General features: G+C 74.8%; 15 protein-coding genes. 8 read left to right on the top strand and 7 right to left on the bottom strand.

Annotated elements, in window-relative coordinates; translation table 11 throughout:
- The 4 genes from ABZ881_RS11950 to folD form a co-directional block, all read left to right on the top strand.
- Window positions 1-114, top strand: a 114-nt coding sequence (locus tag ABZ881_RS11950) for an adenosylhomocysteinase (RefSeq protein WP_358481565.1), incomplete at its 5' end; no start/stop codon positions are given.
- Window positions 115-123: 9 nt separating this feature from the next.
- On the top strand, window positions 124-1,035 hold the full coding sequence (purU, locus tag ABZ881_RS11945) for a formyltetrahydrofolate deformylase (protein ID WP_358483967.1): 912 nt from the start codon (window positions 124-126) through the stop codon (window positions 1,033-1,035).
- A 56-nt stretch (window positions 1,036-1,091) separates the two neighbouring features.
- A complete protein-coding gene (locus ABZ881_RS11940; RefSeq protein WP_358483966.1) occupies window positions 1,092-2,081 on the top strand; it encodes a carbohydrate kinase family protein in 990 nt (329 codons plus the stop codon).
- 2 nt (window positions 2,082-2,083) lie between these two features.
- Window positions 2,084-2,941, top strand: coding sequence for a bifunctional methylenetetrahydrofolate dehydrogenase/methenyltetrahydrofolate cyclohydrolase FolD (folD, locus tag ABZ881_RS11935; protein ID WP_358483964.1), 858 nt, complete (start codon window positions 2,084-2,086; stop codon window positions 2,939-2,941).
- A gap of 21 nt (window positions 2,942-2,962) precedes the next feature.
- Here the strand turns inward: folD and ABZ881_RS11930 are convergent, their stop codons facing one another.
- Both ABZ881_RS11930 and ABZ881_RS11925 read right to left on the bottom strand, forming a co-directional pair.
- A complete protein-coding gene (locus tag ABZ881_RS11930; RefSeq protein WP_358483963.1) occupies window positions 2,963-3,736 on the bottom strand; it encodes an IclR family transcriptional regulator in 774 nt (257 codons plus the stop codon).
- Window positions 3,733-5,118: an FGGY family carbohydrate kinase gene (locus ABZ881_RS11925; RefSeq protein WP_358483960.1), complete on the bottom strand. Its 1,386-nt coding sequence runs from the start codon at window positions 5,116-5,118 to the stop codon at window positions 3,733-3,735. The genes ABZ881_RS11930 and ABZ881_RS11925 overlap by 4 nt, the downstream gene beginning before the upstream one ends.
- Window positions 5,119-5,192: 74 nt before the next feature.
- Between ABZ881_RS11925 and ABZ881_RS11920 the strand changes: the two genes are divergently transcribed.
- Window positions 5,193-5,393 (top strand): hypothetical protein, encoded by a 201-nt coding sequence (locus tag ABZ881_RS11920; protein WP_358483958.1) that lies wholly within the window; start codon window positions 5,193-5,195, stop codon window positions 5,391-5,393.
- 11 nt (window positions 5,394-5,404) lie between these two features.
- On the opposite strand, the gene ABZ881_RS11915 is transcribed toward ABZ881_RS11920, so the two are convergent.
- Entirely contained in the window at window positions 5,405-6,850 is a 1,446-nt protein-coding gene (locus tag ABZ881_RS11915) for a cytochrome P450 (protein WP_358483957.1), read from the bottom strand.
- A 104-nt stretch (window positions 6,851-6,954) separates the two neighbouring features.
- Between ABZ881_RS11915 and ABZ881_RS11910 the strand changes: the two genes are divergently transcribed.
- On the top strand, window positions 6,955-7,536 hold the full coding sequence (locus tag ABZ881_RS11910; protein ID WP_358483955.1) for a TetR family transcriptional regulator: 582 nt from the start codon (window positions 6,955-6,957) through the stop codon (window positions 7,534-7,536).
- A gap of 651 nt (window positions 7,537-8,187) precedes the next feature.
- Here the strand turns inward: ABZ881_RS11910 and ABZ881_RS11905 are convergent.
- Genes ABZ881_RS11905 through ABZ881_RS11895 form a run of 3 tightly spaced genes read right to left on the bottom strand, consistent with a single transcriptional unit; the run spans window position 8,188 to window position 11,212 of the window.
- On the bottom strand, window positions 8,188-8,835 hold the full coding sequence (locus ABZ881_RS11905) for an LUD domain-containing protein (protein ID WP_358483953.1): 648 nt from the start codon (window positions 8,833-8,835) through the stop codon (window positions 8,188-8,190).
- Complete coding sequence (locus ABZ881_RS11900; RefSeq protein ID WP_358483952.1) at window positions 8,832-10,421, bottom strand: lactate utilization protein B; 1,590 nt, start codon at window positions 10,419-10,421, stop codon at window positions 8,832-8,834. The genes ABZ881_RS11905 and ABZ881_RS11900 overlap by 4 nt, the downstream gene beginning before the upstream one ends.
- Window positions 10,418-11,212, bottom strand: coding sequence for a (Fe-S)-binding protein (locus ABZ881_RS11895; protein WP_358483950.1), 795 nt, complete (start codon window positions 11,210-11,212; stop codon window positions 10,418-10,420). Before ABZ881_RS11895 ends, ABZ881_RS11900 begins: the two co-directional genes overlap by 4 nt.
- A gap of 97 nt (window positions 11,213-11,309) precedes the next feature.
- On the opposite strand from ABZ881_RS11895, the gene ABZ881_RS11890 reads away from it, so the two are divergent.
- The gene (locus ABZ881_RS11890) at window positions 11,310-12,017 is read left to right on the top strand and encodes an FCD domain-containing protein (RefSeq protein ID WP_344025379.1); all 708 of its coding nucleotides are present in this window, start codon (window positions 11,310-11,312) and stop codon (window positions 12,015-12,017) included.
- Between the two features lie 256 nt (window positions 12,018-12,273).
- Complete coding sequence (locus ABZ881_RS11885; RefSeq protein ID WP_358483948.1) at window positions 12,274-12,909, top strand: maleylpyruvate isomerase family mycothiol-dependent enzyme; 636 nt, start codon at window positions 12,274-12,276, stop codon at window positions 12,907-12,909.
- Between the two features lie 109 nt (window positions 12,910-13,018).
- Here the strand turns inward: ABZ881_RS11885 and ABZ881_RS11880 are convergent, their stop codons facing one another.
- Entirely contained in the window at window positions 13,019-14,047 is a 1,029-nt protein-coding gene (locus tag ABZ881_RS11880) for a phosphotransferase family protein (protein ID WP_358483946.1), read from the bottom strand.
- Between the last annotated feature and the right edge of the window lie 6 nt (window positions 14,048-14,053).

Below are 14,053 nucleotides of genomic sequence, written 5' to 3'. Positions count from 1 at the left end.
AAGGTGCACGTGCTGGCGCTGGGCGGGGAGCTGACGAAGCTGTCCAAGGACCAGGCCGAGTACATCGGCGTCGACGTCGAGGGCCCGTACAAGCCCGAGCACTACCGGTACTGAGAGGCACGCATGACTGCTGTCGAGAGCCGTGCCGTGACGCCACGGACCGCGCCGACCGAGAACCCGGACGAGCTGGCCCGGCTGGTCGTCACCTGTATCGACCGGCCCGGGGTCGTCGCCCGGGTGTCGAGCTTCCTCGCCGAGCACGCGGCCAACATCGTCCAGTCCGACCAGGACACCACCGGCCCCTCCGGGGGACGGTTCTTCCTGCGGATCGTCTTCCACCTGCACGACCTCGCGATCCAGCTGCCCGCGCTGGAGCACGCCTTCGCGGTGGAGGTCGCACGCCCGCTCGGCGCGGACTACAGTTTCCGGCCGGTCGCCGCGCGCACCCGCACGGTCGTCTTCGCGTCCCGGCACGACCACTGCCTGCTGGACCTGCTCTGGCGGACCCGCCGCGGCGAGCTACCGGTCGACGTCGTCCACGTCGTGTCCAACCATCCCGATCTCGCCGACGACGTCGCCGCCTTCGGCATCCCCTTCACCCACATCCCGGTCGGCCCGGGCGGCAAGGAGGAGGCGGAACGCACGCAGCTGGAGCTGTTACGCGACTGCGGCACCGAGCTCGTGGTGCTGGCCCGGTACATGCAGATCCTCTCGGCGAACTTCCTGCACGCCGTCGGCGCACCGGTGATCAACATCCACCACTCGTTCCTGCCGGCCTTCGCCGGGGCCGGCCCCTACACCCGGGCCAAGGAACGCGGGGTCAAGCTGATCGGCGCCACCGCGCACTACGCCACCGAGGATCTCGACGAGGGCCCGATCATCGAGCAGGACGTGGTGCGGGTCGACCACCGCGCCACCGTCGCGGAGCTCACCCGCCGCGGCGCCGACATCGAACGGACAGTCCTGGCCCGCGCCGTGGCCTGGCACTGCGACGACCGCGTCCTCGTCGACGGACGCACCACCGTCGTCTTCTGACAGCGCCGTCCCCAGCGCCGTCTCCCAGCGCCTTCTGAGAACCAGGAGCACCCATCATGACCATCGGCACCATCGCCGTGTCCGGGTCGATCGCCACCGACCACCTCATGAGGTTCCCCGGCCGGTTCGCCGACCACATCCTCATCGGCAAGCTCGACCGGCTCTCGCTCAGCTTCCTGGTCGACCAGCTCGTCGTGCACCGGGGCGGCGTGGCCGCGAACATCGCCTACGGGATGGGCCTGCTCGGACGACGCCCGCTGCTGCTCGGCGCGGTCGGGTCCGACTTCGACGATTACCGGCGTCTGCTCGAGGAGCATCGCGTGGTCTGCGACGAGGTGCTGGTCGTCGAGTCCGCGCACACCGGCCGGTTCACCTGTACGACCGACGTCGACGAGTGCCAGATCGCGTCGTTCCATCCGGGGGCGATGAGCGAGTCGAAGACGATCACCATCGCCCCGGTGCACGCACGGCACGAGATATCGCTGATCCTGATCGGCGCCTGCGACCCGGACGCCATGCTCGCCCACACCCGGCAGGCCCGCTCGCTGGGCGTCGACTTCGCCGCCGATCCCTCCCAGCAGCTGCCCCGCCTCGACGGCCGGCAGTGCCGGGAGCTGGTCGACGGGGCCCGCTACCTGTTCACCAACGAGTACGAGTGGCAGCTGCTCCGGGAGCGGACCCGCTGGTCGGCCGAGGAGATCACCGACCGGGTCGGGCTGCGGATCACCACGCTCGGGCGCGCCGGGATCGAGATCGCCGACCGGAACGGGCTCGAGGTACGGGTCCCGGCCGTGCCGGCCCGCGACGTGCGCGATCCCACCGGGGTCGGCGACGGCTTCCGCGCCGGGTTCCTGTCCGGGATCGACGCCGGACTGGGCCCCGAACGGGCGGCCCAGCTCGGGGCGCTTGTCGCCGTGCTGGTCATCGAGAGCGAGGGCGCCCAGGAGTGGTCGATCTCCGAGGCCGACCTGCCTCGGCTGGCCGACGCCTACGGCGACGACGCGGCAGCCGAGGTCGCGCCGGTCCTGCGCCAGGGCAGGGAGTAGGCGTGCCCGCCACCGTGCTCGACGGCCGCGCCGTGGCCGCCGAGGTCCGGGCCGAGGTCGCCCGTGCGGTCGCCGCACTGGCCCGGCCGCCCGGTCTGGCCACCGTGCTGGTCGGCGATGACCCGGCGTCCGAGGTCTACGTGCGGAACAAGCGCCGGCTCTGCGTCGAGGCGGGGATGGCGGACCTGCACCGGCACCTGCCGGCCGACGTGCATCAGAGTGCGCTCGAGGCACTGGTCGACGAGCTCGCGGCGGACACCGCCGTCACCGGGATCCTGGTCCAGCTCCCGGACCATCTCGATCCCGATCGTGTCCTTGCCCGGATCCCACCCGGGAAGGACGTCGACGGGCTCACCACGACCTCGGCCGGGCGGCTCGCACAGGGCCGTCCCGGCCTGCGCCCGTGCACGCCGGCCGGGGTGCTGCGGCTGCTCGACCGCCACGACATCCCGGTCGCAGGAACCGAGGCCGTCGTCGTTGGGAGATCGGTCCTGGTCGGCCGTCCGCAGGCCCAGTTGCTGCTCAGCCGCGACGCGACCGTCACGACCTGCCACTCCGCGACCCGGGACCTGGTGGGAAAGTGCCGGCAGGCCGATCTGCTGGTGGTCGCCGCCGGGCAGCCGGGTCTCGTCGGCCCGGAGATGGTGAAGCCGGGTGCGGTCGTCGTCGACATCGGTATCCACCGGACCGCAGACGGACTGTGCGGCGACGTCCGTACCGCCGAGGTGGCCGAGATCGCTTCCGCCATCACCCCGGTACCGGGCGGTGTCGGCCCCATGACGATCGCCATGTTGCTGTACAACACCCTGACCGCCGCCACCGTGGTCGACCACACGGCAGCGGCAGGCGCGGGGTCATGACAGCCCGGACCCCGGTGGGGATCAGAACGGTCGCCGGCCGCCGAGCGTGCGGGTCAGCTGCTCGGCGGCGCCGACCAGCAGATCGACGTGCTGCTCGCAGCGCTCCCGGGTGAGCCGGATCGTCGGGCCGCTCACCGTCAGCGCGGCCGCGACCGCGCCCGCCTGGTCGAACACCGGCGCGGCCAGGCCGGAGCCGCCGTCGTCGCGTTCGGCGGTGGTGATGGCGAACCCGTCCCGGCGGGTCCCGGCGAGCAGCGCCCGCAGCGCCCCCGGATCGGTCACGGTGTGGTCGGTGATCGTCTCCAGCGGCCCGGCGAGCACCCGCCCGGCGAGCGCGTCGTCCCAGGCCAGCAGCACCCGGCCGGCCGAACCGGTGTGCAGCGGGGCGATCTTGCCGACGTGCATCTCGCGGCGCAGCGCGTGCCGGGTCTCGGCCATCGCGACGCAGACCCGCAGCCCGCGCTCGGTGCGGAACAGGGTGGCCGTCTCACCGGTGGTGTCGCGCAGCTCGCGCAGCACCGGGACGGCCAGCTCCAGCAGATCGGCGCCACGGGCGGCGGCACCCGCCCAGTAGGCCATCCGCACCCCGATCCGGACCCGGTCGCCGACCCGGTCCAGCATCCCGGCGGCGACCATGTTGGACACCAGCCGCTGCACGGTCGAGGTCGGCAGCCCGGTCGCCTGCTGGATCTCGCCCAGGCTGAGCACCGGGGCCTGCAGGGTGAACGCGTCCAGGATGTCGGTGATCTTGCCGAGGACCAGCAGCGGGCTGCGCCCGGCCGGCTCGGAGCTCATCCGCGCTCCAGGAACCGCTCGGCCGCCGCGCGGTAGCGCTCCCAGGCGTCCGGGGCCGGCTCCGGCTCGTACCGGGCGGGCTCACCGGCGGCGGTCCAGACCGGCGGCGTGGGGCCGCCGCGCAGCGCCCAGGCGGCCTGCCGGGCGGCGCCGTCGGCGACGTACTCGCCGGGCTCGGGCACCCGGACCGGCACCTCGAACACCTGCGCGGCGACCCGGCATACCGCCTCGGACCGGGCGGCACCGCCGACCAGGGTCACCCCGGTCACCGACACGCCCTGCGCGCGCAGCGCCTCCAGGCCGACCCGCTGGGCGAACAGCATGCCCTCGACGGCGGCCCGGGCCAGGTTCTCCCGGGTGCCGGAGGCGAGCGTCCAGCCGTGCAGCGCACCGGTGGCGTCCGGCAGGTTCGGCGTCCGCTCGCCCTCCAGGTACGGGACGACGACCAGGCCGCCCGCACCCGGCTCGGCGGCCAGCGCGAGCCTGCCCAGCTCGTCGTGGTCGACGCCGAGCAGCCTGCGGGTCGCGTCCAGCACCCGGGAGGCGTTCAGGGTGGCGATCAGCGGCAGGTAGGCGCCGGTCGCGTCGGAGAAGCCGGCCACGATGCCGGACGGGTCCTGGGCGCGCCGCGCGGACCGGGCGAACACGGTGCCCGATGTGCCCAGCGAGACGACGACGTCGTCGCCGGCGTCGACTCCCAGCCCGGCGGCCGCGTTGTCGCCCGCCCCGGCCCCGACGACGATCCCGCCGGGCCCCTCCACCGACTCCGCCGGGCCCAGCACCCTGGGCAGCACCGGCGTCCGGCCGAATCCGTGTTCCAGCAGGTCGGGCCGGTAGTCGCGGCCGTCGAAGTAGCCGGTGCCGGAGGCGTCGGACCGGTCGGTGACCAGCTCGTCCAGCCCGGGTGCGCCGCGCAGCCGCCAGGTGAGCCAGTCGTGCGGCAGGCACACCGCCGCGGTGGCGGCCGCGTGCTCCGGCTCGGCACCGGCCAGCCAGCGCAGCTTCGCCAGCGTGATCGACGCGACCGGCACCACCCCGGTCGCGCCGGCCCAGCCCTCGGCGCCGATCTCCTCGACCAGCGCGGCGGCGGCCGCGGCGGAGCGGGTGTCGTTCCACAGCAGCGCGTCCCGCACGACCTCGCCGGAGCCGTCCAGGCAGACCATGCCGTGCTGCTGGCCCGCGACGGCGAGCGCGGACACCCCGTCCAGGCCGCCCGCGTCGTCGACGGCGGCCTGCAGCGCGTCCCACCACGCCTGCGGCGCGACCTCGGTGCCGTCCGGATGGGCGGCCCGGCCGGACCGGACCAGCTCGCCGGAGTCGGCGTCACGGACGACGACCTTGCAGGACTGGGTGGACGAGTCCACCCCGAGCACCAGAGCCATGCGCACACCCTGCCATCGCGGGCCACCGGCGCGGCGGGCAGCGCGCAACCGGGTCCCGGTGCCAGGCTGGACCGATGAGCGACGAGCAATGGTTCTACTGCCTCCGGCACAACACGGTGGAGCCGCGGGAGGGCTGCCGCGCCGCCGACCGGCTCGGGCCCTACCCGGACCGGGCGACCGCGGCGCGCGCGCTGGAGATCGCCCGCGAGCGGACCGAGGAGGAGGACCGCCGCGACGAGCGGTGGAACGCCGCCGAGGACGACGACGACCGGTAGCCGCCGGCCGGTCAGCCGCGCGGGCGCAGCGTGACCGGGATCCCGCCGACCGGCACCGGCAGCGAGGTGTTGTCCCAGCGCAGCCGGTGTTCGGCGGCGACGGTCCAGCGGAAGCGCTGCAGCATCTCGTGCAGGATCGCGGTGACCTCGAGCGTGCCGAAGTGCAGGCCGATGCACTTGTGCACGCCGCCGCCGAACGGGATCCAGGCGTCCCGGTCGCTGCGGTCCTCGCGCCGGTCCGGACCGAACCGGTCCGGATCGAAGCTCTCCGGGTCGCTCCAGCAGGAGCGGTCGTAGTGGTTGACCGCCTGGGCGACGACGACCCGGGTCCCGGCCGGCACGTGGTGCCCGGCGACGGCGGTGTCGGTGACCGCGGTCCGCATGACGACCGGCACCGGCGCGTCCATCCGCAGCGCCTCGCGGATCACCAGGTCGATGTCGGTGAGCGAGCGCAGGTCGGCGACGGTGGGCACCGCGTCGCCGATCCGGGCGGCCAGCGCGTCGGACTGGGCGCGGCAGCGGTCCTGCCAGTACGGGTTGCGGGCGAGATGGAAGGCGGCCGAGGCGGCCGTCGTCGTCGAGGTGTCGTGCGCCGCCATCATCAGGAAGATCATGTGGTTGACGACGTCGTCGTCGGTGAACCGCTCGCCGTCGCCGGCCCGGGCGTGGCACAGCGCGGAGAACAGGTCGTCGCCGCCGCCCGCCCGCTTGGCCTCCAGATTGGACCGGAACCAGTCCTCCAGCAGCGCCCGCCCGCGCAGCCCGCGCCGCCACCGGGTGCCCGGCAGGTCCCGGCGGACGAACGAGTTCGCCGCGCGCACGCAGTCCACGAACGCCGTGTTGACGGCCTCGGCCTCCGGCCCGGACCGGCCGTCCATGAAGACCTTCTGCGCGACATCGAGGGTGAGCCGCTTGAGCGCCGGGTAGAGCCGCAGCTCGGCGGGCCAGGTCGCCATGACCTCCCGCAGCACCGGGGTGGTGGTGGCGACGTAGCCCTCGATCCGGTCCGCGGTGAACGCCTCCTGCATGATCCGCCGGTGCGCGCGGTGCTCGTCGAAGTCGAGCAGCATCAGCCCGCGGTGGAAGAACGCGCCGACGGTCGCCCGCCACCCCTCCTGGGAGAACGCCTTGTCCCGGTTGGTCAGCACCTCGCGGCTCGCGGCCGGCCCGGTCACCACGATCGCCCGGCCGGCGGGGCTGCGCATCCACCAGACCGGCCCGAGCGCCTCGGTGCGGGCCCGGGTGAAGCGGTGCCCGAACCGCACGTAGGCGAGCGCGTGGCCGAGCAGCGGCGCCCCGGCGTCACCGGGGACCTCGCGCAGTCCCGCCGGGACCGGACCGAACGGCGCCGGCCGGCGGCCGGTCGCCGCGGCCAGCAGGGCGCCGTCGACCCGCTCCGGCGCCGGCAGGGCGAGCACCGACGACCACCGTTCACGGGCGTGCTGGACCAGGCTCACGGGCGTGCCTCCTCGCTGCGACCACCGGACACCGGACGTTAGACAGTTCTCCGATAACTGTCCACTCGATTGACGGAAACCGTCGCACGGTCCAGGATCGGCGCGTGGAGCGGCGGACGATGGCCCGGCGGGCGCGCGACGACCTGCGCGCCGAGGTGCTCGACGTCGCCGAGCAGCTCGCCGTCGCCGGGGACCGCCCGTCGATGCCGGAGCTGGCCCGCCGGGTCGGGGTGAGCAGGCAGACCCTCTACAGCGAGTTCGGCGACCGCGACGGGCTGGCCGCGGCGCTCGTGCTGCGCGCGACCGGCCGGTTCCTCGACCGGATCGAGACCGCGCTCGACGGCGAACCCGACCTGCACGCGGCCTGGGTCGCCGCGGTGCACGCCGCGCTGACCGAGGCGGCGCGCAATCCGCTGGTCACGGCGCTGCTGACCGGCGAGGCCGCGGTGCCGTCGGCGTTCGGGAGCGGCTCGGGCCCGATCGTCGCCGCGGCCACCGACCGGGCGGCCGGCTTCCTGCGCCGCGTCCGGCCCGACCTGCCCGACGCCGACGTCCGGCTCGCTGCGGCCACCGCGTCCCGGCTGGTGGTCAGCCATCTGGTGCTGCCCGGCGGGACGCCGGACCGGGTCGCCGGGGACGTCGCCACCGTGGTGCTGCGGATCCTCGGCGCGGAGCAGCGCGGCTGACCGGCTGCCCGGGCCGGGAGCGGCCGCTCAGGCCCGGACCGGCTGCTCGCGGGCGCAGAGCCGGGCCAGCAGGTCCGCCGGCGGTCCGGCCCGGCGGAACCGGACCAGGCCTGGTCGGCATCGCCGTCGTCGTGGCCGCGGCCTGGTTCCCCGAGCACGCCGGGCAGCCGGGCGCCGAACCGGTCGACCAGCGACCCGACGAACGGCGGCACCACGATGTGCACCAGGTAGCCGAACAGCAGCACCGACGACAGCGCCGTCCGGGACCAGCCGAACTCGGCCTCCAGGCTCGGGATGAACAGGCCGTTGGTGTAGAAGGTGAACCCACCGATCCCGAACCCGATGCCGATCGTCGCTCCGATCAGCGCCGGCCAGCTCCGTCGGAACTCGCCGGCGGCGGTGGCCGGTCCCGGCCCGTACGACGTCGTACCCAACCAGTGCACCCCTGATTCCCGGCGGCACCGGGAGTGTCGGATTCGCCGCGCAGGACCGTCTCGGTGACGGAAGACGCCAGGGCGGGCCGGGTGGGTGGTCCAAGGCGAGTTCCGCCGATCGGCGATAGCTCTGCGGCTGTCGTCCTCGGCTCGCCGGCGCCGAGCGTTGCGAGATGGCGCTCGCCACCGCCATCTCGCAACGCTCGGCCGGGACGGGTCAACCGACGATCACGATGTGCAGGGTGCGCGGCCCGTGCACGCCCTCGACCCGGTCCAGCTCGATGTCGCTGGTCGCGCTCGGCCCGCTGATCCAGGTGTGCGGCCGCACCGGGTCCAGCCCGGCGACCGCCTCCGGCACTCCTGCGACGACCTGGTCGGCCCGGACCACGCAGACGTGCAGGTCCGGGACCAGGGTCGCGGCTCGCCTGCCCTGGCCGGGGCCGTGGTCCAGGATGATCGTGCCGGTCTCGGCGATGCCGACCGCGGCCGTCGACAGCACGCCGTCGCAGCGGTCCAGCTCGGGCACAGAGACGTCCGGGCCGTCCACGACCACCTCGATCCTGTCCGGCACCAGCTCCGGCGGGAAACCCGCCGGCACCAGGACCCGCAGCGGCCCGCTCCCGGCGAGCGGCTCCCGGCCGGCCAGCGCACCGGCGACCGCCCCGGCCGCCGACGCCGCCGACGCCCGCTCCACCACGGCCCGGTAGTCCGCGACCCGCTCGCCGAACAGGTCCACCACCTGCTCGTGCGTCAGGTCCCGGGCCGGGGCGGGCCGGACCACCGGGACGTCGAGCACCGGCTCGACGTCCGGCACGTCGGACAGGGCCCGGCGGGCCCTGCCCAGGATCGCCTCGCGCGCGCTCACGACCGGCCTCCCTCGGCGTCGCCGTCGGTGGGTGCGGTGGGGGTGTCGATGGTCCGGCTGCCGCCGTCGGTGTCGATGGTCCGGCTGCCGCCGTCCGTGTCGATGGTCCGGCTGCCGCCGTCCGTCCGCTCCCACCAGGTCCGGAACGACTCCCCGGCCGGCACCGGTACGTCCCGCGAGTCCGACCAGGCACCCGCCGGGCCGGGCACCGCGCCCAGCACCGTCCGCCCGCCCGGGTCGTGCCGCACCATCCGTGCCACGAGCCGGCCACCGAGCCCGGCGGCCTTCTCGGCCCGCTCGGTGCGCGCCGCCGACGACAGCGTCCAGGACGCCGCCTTCATCGCGACGTCCTGCACCGACGGCAGCCGGGACGTCCGCCGGTGCTCGGCGACCACCTCGCCGCGCAGGTGCACCAGCACCTCCGGGATGTCGATCCGCACCGGGCACACCTCGAAGCAGGCCCCGCACAGGCTGGACGCGTAGGGCAGCGAGTCGGTCTGCGGGTCCGAGCCCACCCCGCGCAGCTGCGGCGTCAGGATCGCGCCGATCGGGCCCGGGTACACCGAGCCGTAGGCGTGCCCGCCGGTGCGCTCGTAGACCGGGCAGACGTTCAGGCAGGCCGAGCAGCGGATGCAGCGCAGCGCCTGCCGCCCGGTCGGGTCGGCGAGTACGTCGGTGCGGCCGTTGTCCAGCAGCACCACGTGCACCTCCTGCGGGCCGTCGCCCGGGGTGACACCGGTCCACGTCGAGGTGTAGGGGTTCATCCGCTCGCCGGTGGAGCTGCGCGGCAGCAGCTGGAGCATCACGTCCAGATCGGCGAACGTCGGCAGCACCTTCTCGATGCCGACCACCGACACCAGCACCTCGGGCAGCGTCAGGCACATCCGGCCGTTGCCCTCGGACTCGACGACGGTCAGCGTCCCCGTCTCGGCGACCGCGAAGTTCGCCCCGGACACCGCGACCTTCGCCCGCAGGAACTTCTCCCGCAGGTGCGCCCGGGCCGCCGCGGCGAGCTGCTTCGGCTCGTCGGTCAGGTCGTCCGGCGCGGCCCGCCCGGCCCGGCCCATCTCGCGCAGGAAGATCTCCCGGATCTCCGCCCGGTTGCGGTGGATCGCGGGCACCAGGATATGGCTGGGCAGGTCGTCGCCGAGCTGCACGATCAGCTCGGCGAGATCGGTCTCCCAGGCGTGGATGCCGGCGGCCTCCAGCGTCTCGTTGAGCTCGATCTCCTGGGTCGCCATCGACTTGACCTTGACGACCTCGTCGGTGCCGTGCCGCTGCGCGATCCCGACGACGATCGCGTTCGCCTCCGCCGCGTCCCGCGCCCAGTGCACGGTGGCGCCGGCCGCGGTCAGCGACCGCTCCAGCTGCTCCAGGTAGTCGGGCAGGTGCCGCAGCACCCGCTCCTTGATCGCCGCGCCGGCCAGCCGCAGCTGCTCCCACTCGTCGACCTCGCCGACCACACCGGCCCGCTTCGTACGGATCGTGCCGGTGGCGTGCGCGAGATTGCGGCGCAGCTGCGAGTCGCCCAGCGCGGTGCGGGCCGCCGCCGGGAACGCCGGGGTGCCGAGGAAGGTGCCGCTCACGCCGTCACCCCCGCACTGCCCACCGAACGCCGGTCCGCCGCCCGGCCGGCGTCGGAGATCACCGGCTCGGTCTGCGCGAGCACCTCCGCGAGGTGCATCACCCGGAGCCCGGAGCGCTGCCGGGACAGCAGCCCGCCGATGTGCATCAGGCAGGAATTGTCCCCGGCCACCAGCACCTCGGCGCCGGTCTCCCGGACGTGCCGGGCCTTGTCGTTGCCCATCGCGATCGACGTCTCGGCGTTCTTCACCGCGAACGTCCCGCCGAAGCCGCAGCACTCGGCCGCGCCCGGCAGATCGAGCAGGGTGAGCCCGCGGACGGCGCTCAGCAACTGGGTCGGCCGGTCGCCGACGCCGAGCATCCGCAACGAGTGACACGTCGGGTGGTAGGTGACGCGGTGCGGGAAGTACGCGCCGACGTCGACCGTGCCGAGCACGTCGACCAGGTATTCGGACAGTTCGTGGACCGGCGGGGCGTCCCCGACGGCGCGGACCAGCCCGGGATCGCCGGACCGTTCGGCGACCAGCCCGTGCTGGTGGCGGACCGAACCGGCGCAGGAGCCGGACGGCGCGATCACCGCGTCGTACCCGGCGAACGCGTCGAGGTGGTTGCGCACCAGCGGGACGGCCTCGTCGAAGTAGCCGGTGTTCACCATCGGCTGGCCGCAGCAGGTCTGCGCGGCGGGGAAGCCGACGTCGACCCCCAGCCTGCGCAGCAGGGTGACGACGGCCTTGCCGGTGTCCGGGAACAGGGTGTCGTTCAGGCACGTGACCATCAGGCCGACGCGTGGCATGGCGCCTCCGTGGAAGTGGTGGGCGGAGGATGTCGGTACATGTGGTCGGACCAAGGTAGCGGTATGGTCGGACCACACACAAGTTCTGGGGGACGACGTGACCGACACCCGCAGGGCGCGCCCGGCCACCTACGAGATGGTGCTGGAGCACGTCGTGGGCCGCCTGACGACGGGGGAGTGGCGGCCCGGCGACCGGCTCCCGCCGGAGCGCGAGCTGGCGGCGCAGCTCGGTGCGAGCCGGCAGGCGGTGCGCGAGGCGCTGCGGGTGCTGCAGGCCCAGGGCGTGATCCGGTCCCAGGTGGGGACGGGCGCGGACTCGGGGACGGTGGTCGTCCCGGCCCCGGCGCGCGCGCTCGGGCGGGTGCTGGCGCTGCACCTGGCCGTCGATTCCTTCCCCGTGGACGACGTGACCGAGGCCCGGGTGATGCTGGAGCGGTTCTCCGCCGAGCTGGCCGCCCGCCGCCGCTCCGCCGCCGACCTGCTGACGATGGCCGCCGCGCTGGACGAGATGGACGCCGATCTCGGGCCCGAGGAGTTCAGCGACGCCGACATCGCCTTCCACGTCGCCATCGCGGGCGCCGCCGGGAACCGGCTGGTCAACGAGCTGACGGTGGCGATCCGGGAGTCGGTGCGCGGGTTCCTGCTCGGGGCGATGCGGGAGCAGGGGGACTGGCCGGCGCTGCGGGACCGGCTGCGTGCCGAGCACCGGGAGATCCACGCCGCACTGTCCGGTGCGGACGGGGTGGTCGCGGCGGACCTGATCGAGGCACACATCCGCGCGTTCCACGGGCGGCTGGGTGGGTGAGTCGGCGCTGCCGGCTGGGTGGGTGAGTCGGCGCTGCCGGCTGGGTGGGTGAGTCGGCGCTGCCGGCTGGGTGGGTGGGTCGGCGCTGCCGGCTGGGTGGGTGGGTCGGCGCTGCCGGCTGGGTGGGTGGGTCGGCACGGGCGTGCGGGCCGGGTGGGTGCGCCGCGACCGCGGTTGGTCGGGTCGGCGGGGCGGGTGACGGCCGGTCCGGGCCGCGCGCGCTAGGCTCCCGCCCCGCGGATCGAGGGGGAGCTCCATGTCGCAGGATGCGGTCGTCGCGGTGTCGGCCCGGAACCGGCGCGCGCTCGCCGACCTGGTCGAGTCGCTCGACGCGGACCAGCTCGCGGCCCCGAGCCTCTGCGCGGGCTGGGACGTGCGGACGGTCGCCGGGCACGTCGCCTCGGTGCTGACGATGTCGCTGCCCGGGCTGCTGCTCGCGATGGTGCGGGCCCGCGGTGACGTCGACCGGGCGATCGACCAGGTGGCCCGGCGGGTGGCGGAGCGCCCGGTGCCGGAGATCGTCGCGACCCTGCGGGACCGGGCCGACAGCCGGTTCTCCCCGCCCGGCACCGGCCCGCACGGCCCGATGACCGACTCGCTCGTGCACACCGCCGACATCGCGGTGCCGCTCGGGATCCCGTACGACCCGGATCCGGCGGACGTGCGGCTCGGGCTCGACCACGTCGTCGGGCGGGCGCCGACCGGTTTCACCACCCGGCGCAGGCTGGCGGGCCTGCGCTTCGTCGCCGACGACGCGGGGTTCGCGCACGGCGAGGGCGCCGAGATCCGTGGCCGCGGCATCGACCTGCTCGTCGCGGCCTGCGGCCGGCCCGCCGTGCTGGATCGCCTGGCCGGACCCGGTGTCGAGGTCCTGCGTGAGCGGATCGGCTGAACCGCCGGCCGGATCCGCACGGGTTCGCCGCGTTCGCACGGGATCCGCTCCCGTGCGAACACAGCGATCCCGTGCGAAGGGCGGGGCCGCGCCGGGGCCGGGCGGGTGGTCAGAGTCCGGCCAGCTGTGCCACGTGCTCCAGCCGGTCGACCGCGGCCCGGTGCAGATGCTCCCCGGTCGCCGGATCGGCCTGCCCGGCGTGCGCGCGGGCGTGCGTCCCCTCGATGACGATGGCCAGTTTGAACCCGGCGAGCACGGTGTACCAGTCGATCGCGGACAGGTCCCGGTCGGAGCCGCGGGCGTAGGTCTCGACCAGCTCGGCGGGCTCCGGGAGGCCGCCGCACTCGGCGAGCGCGGCGCCGGCGAGCGGGCCGGGGCGGTCCGGCCAGGTGACGAGCAGCCAGCCGAGGTCGAGCAGCGGATCGCCGACCGTGCACATCTCCCAGTCGACGATCGCGGCGACCCGCGGCTCGACCGGATCGAGCAGCACGTTGTTGAGGTGGTAGTCGCCGTGCACCAGGCCGGGCCGGGACTGTCCGGGGCGGTGCGCCCGCAGCCAGGCGGCGAGCTCGTCGATGTGCGGGAGCCGGTGCCCGGGGTAGCCGGGGACCCCGTCGTAGGACGCGAGATGGTCCAGCCAGCGCTGCACCTGCCGTTCCAGGAACCCGGCCGGCCGGCCGAGGTCGCCGAGCCCGATCGCCTCGTGGTCGACCGCGGCGAGCCGGGCCAGCGCGGTCGCGGTGTCCAGTGCGGCGGTCCGGCGGGCGCTCGGGCCGGTGCGGTAGAGCGAGCCGACGGACGCGCCGGGATTGTCGCCGTCGACGGCGTCCATCAGGTAGAACACGACGCCGAGGACGTCGGTGTCGGTGCAGCCGGCGACGAACGCCGGGTGCGGCACGCCGGTGCCGGCCAGCGCGGACAGCACCCGGATCTCCCGGGCCATGGTGGCGTTGCTGCCGGGCCGGGGATGCTCGGGCGGGCGGCGCAGCACCAGGTCCCGGTCGCCCCAGGTCAGCCGGAGCACGACGTTCTGGGTGCCGCCGCCGACCGGCCGGACGTCGGAGATCGGACCGGTCAGCCCGGTACGGGCGCCCCAGCGGGCCAGTGCGGTGAGATCGACGGTATCGGCGAGGGACACCGGGTG

Origin of the sequence: Pseudonocardia sp. NPDC046786, assembly GCF_040645415.1 — a bacterium.
GTDB lineage: Bacteria > Actinomycetota > Actinomycetes > Mycobacteriales > Pseudonocardiaceae > Pseudonocardia > Pseudonocardia kongjuensis.
Note: the sequence above shows the minus strand (reverse complement) of the source record. Positions and strands in the feature narration are given on the sequence as shown.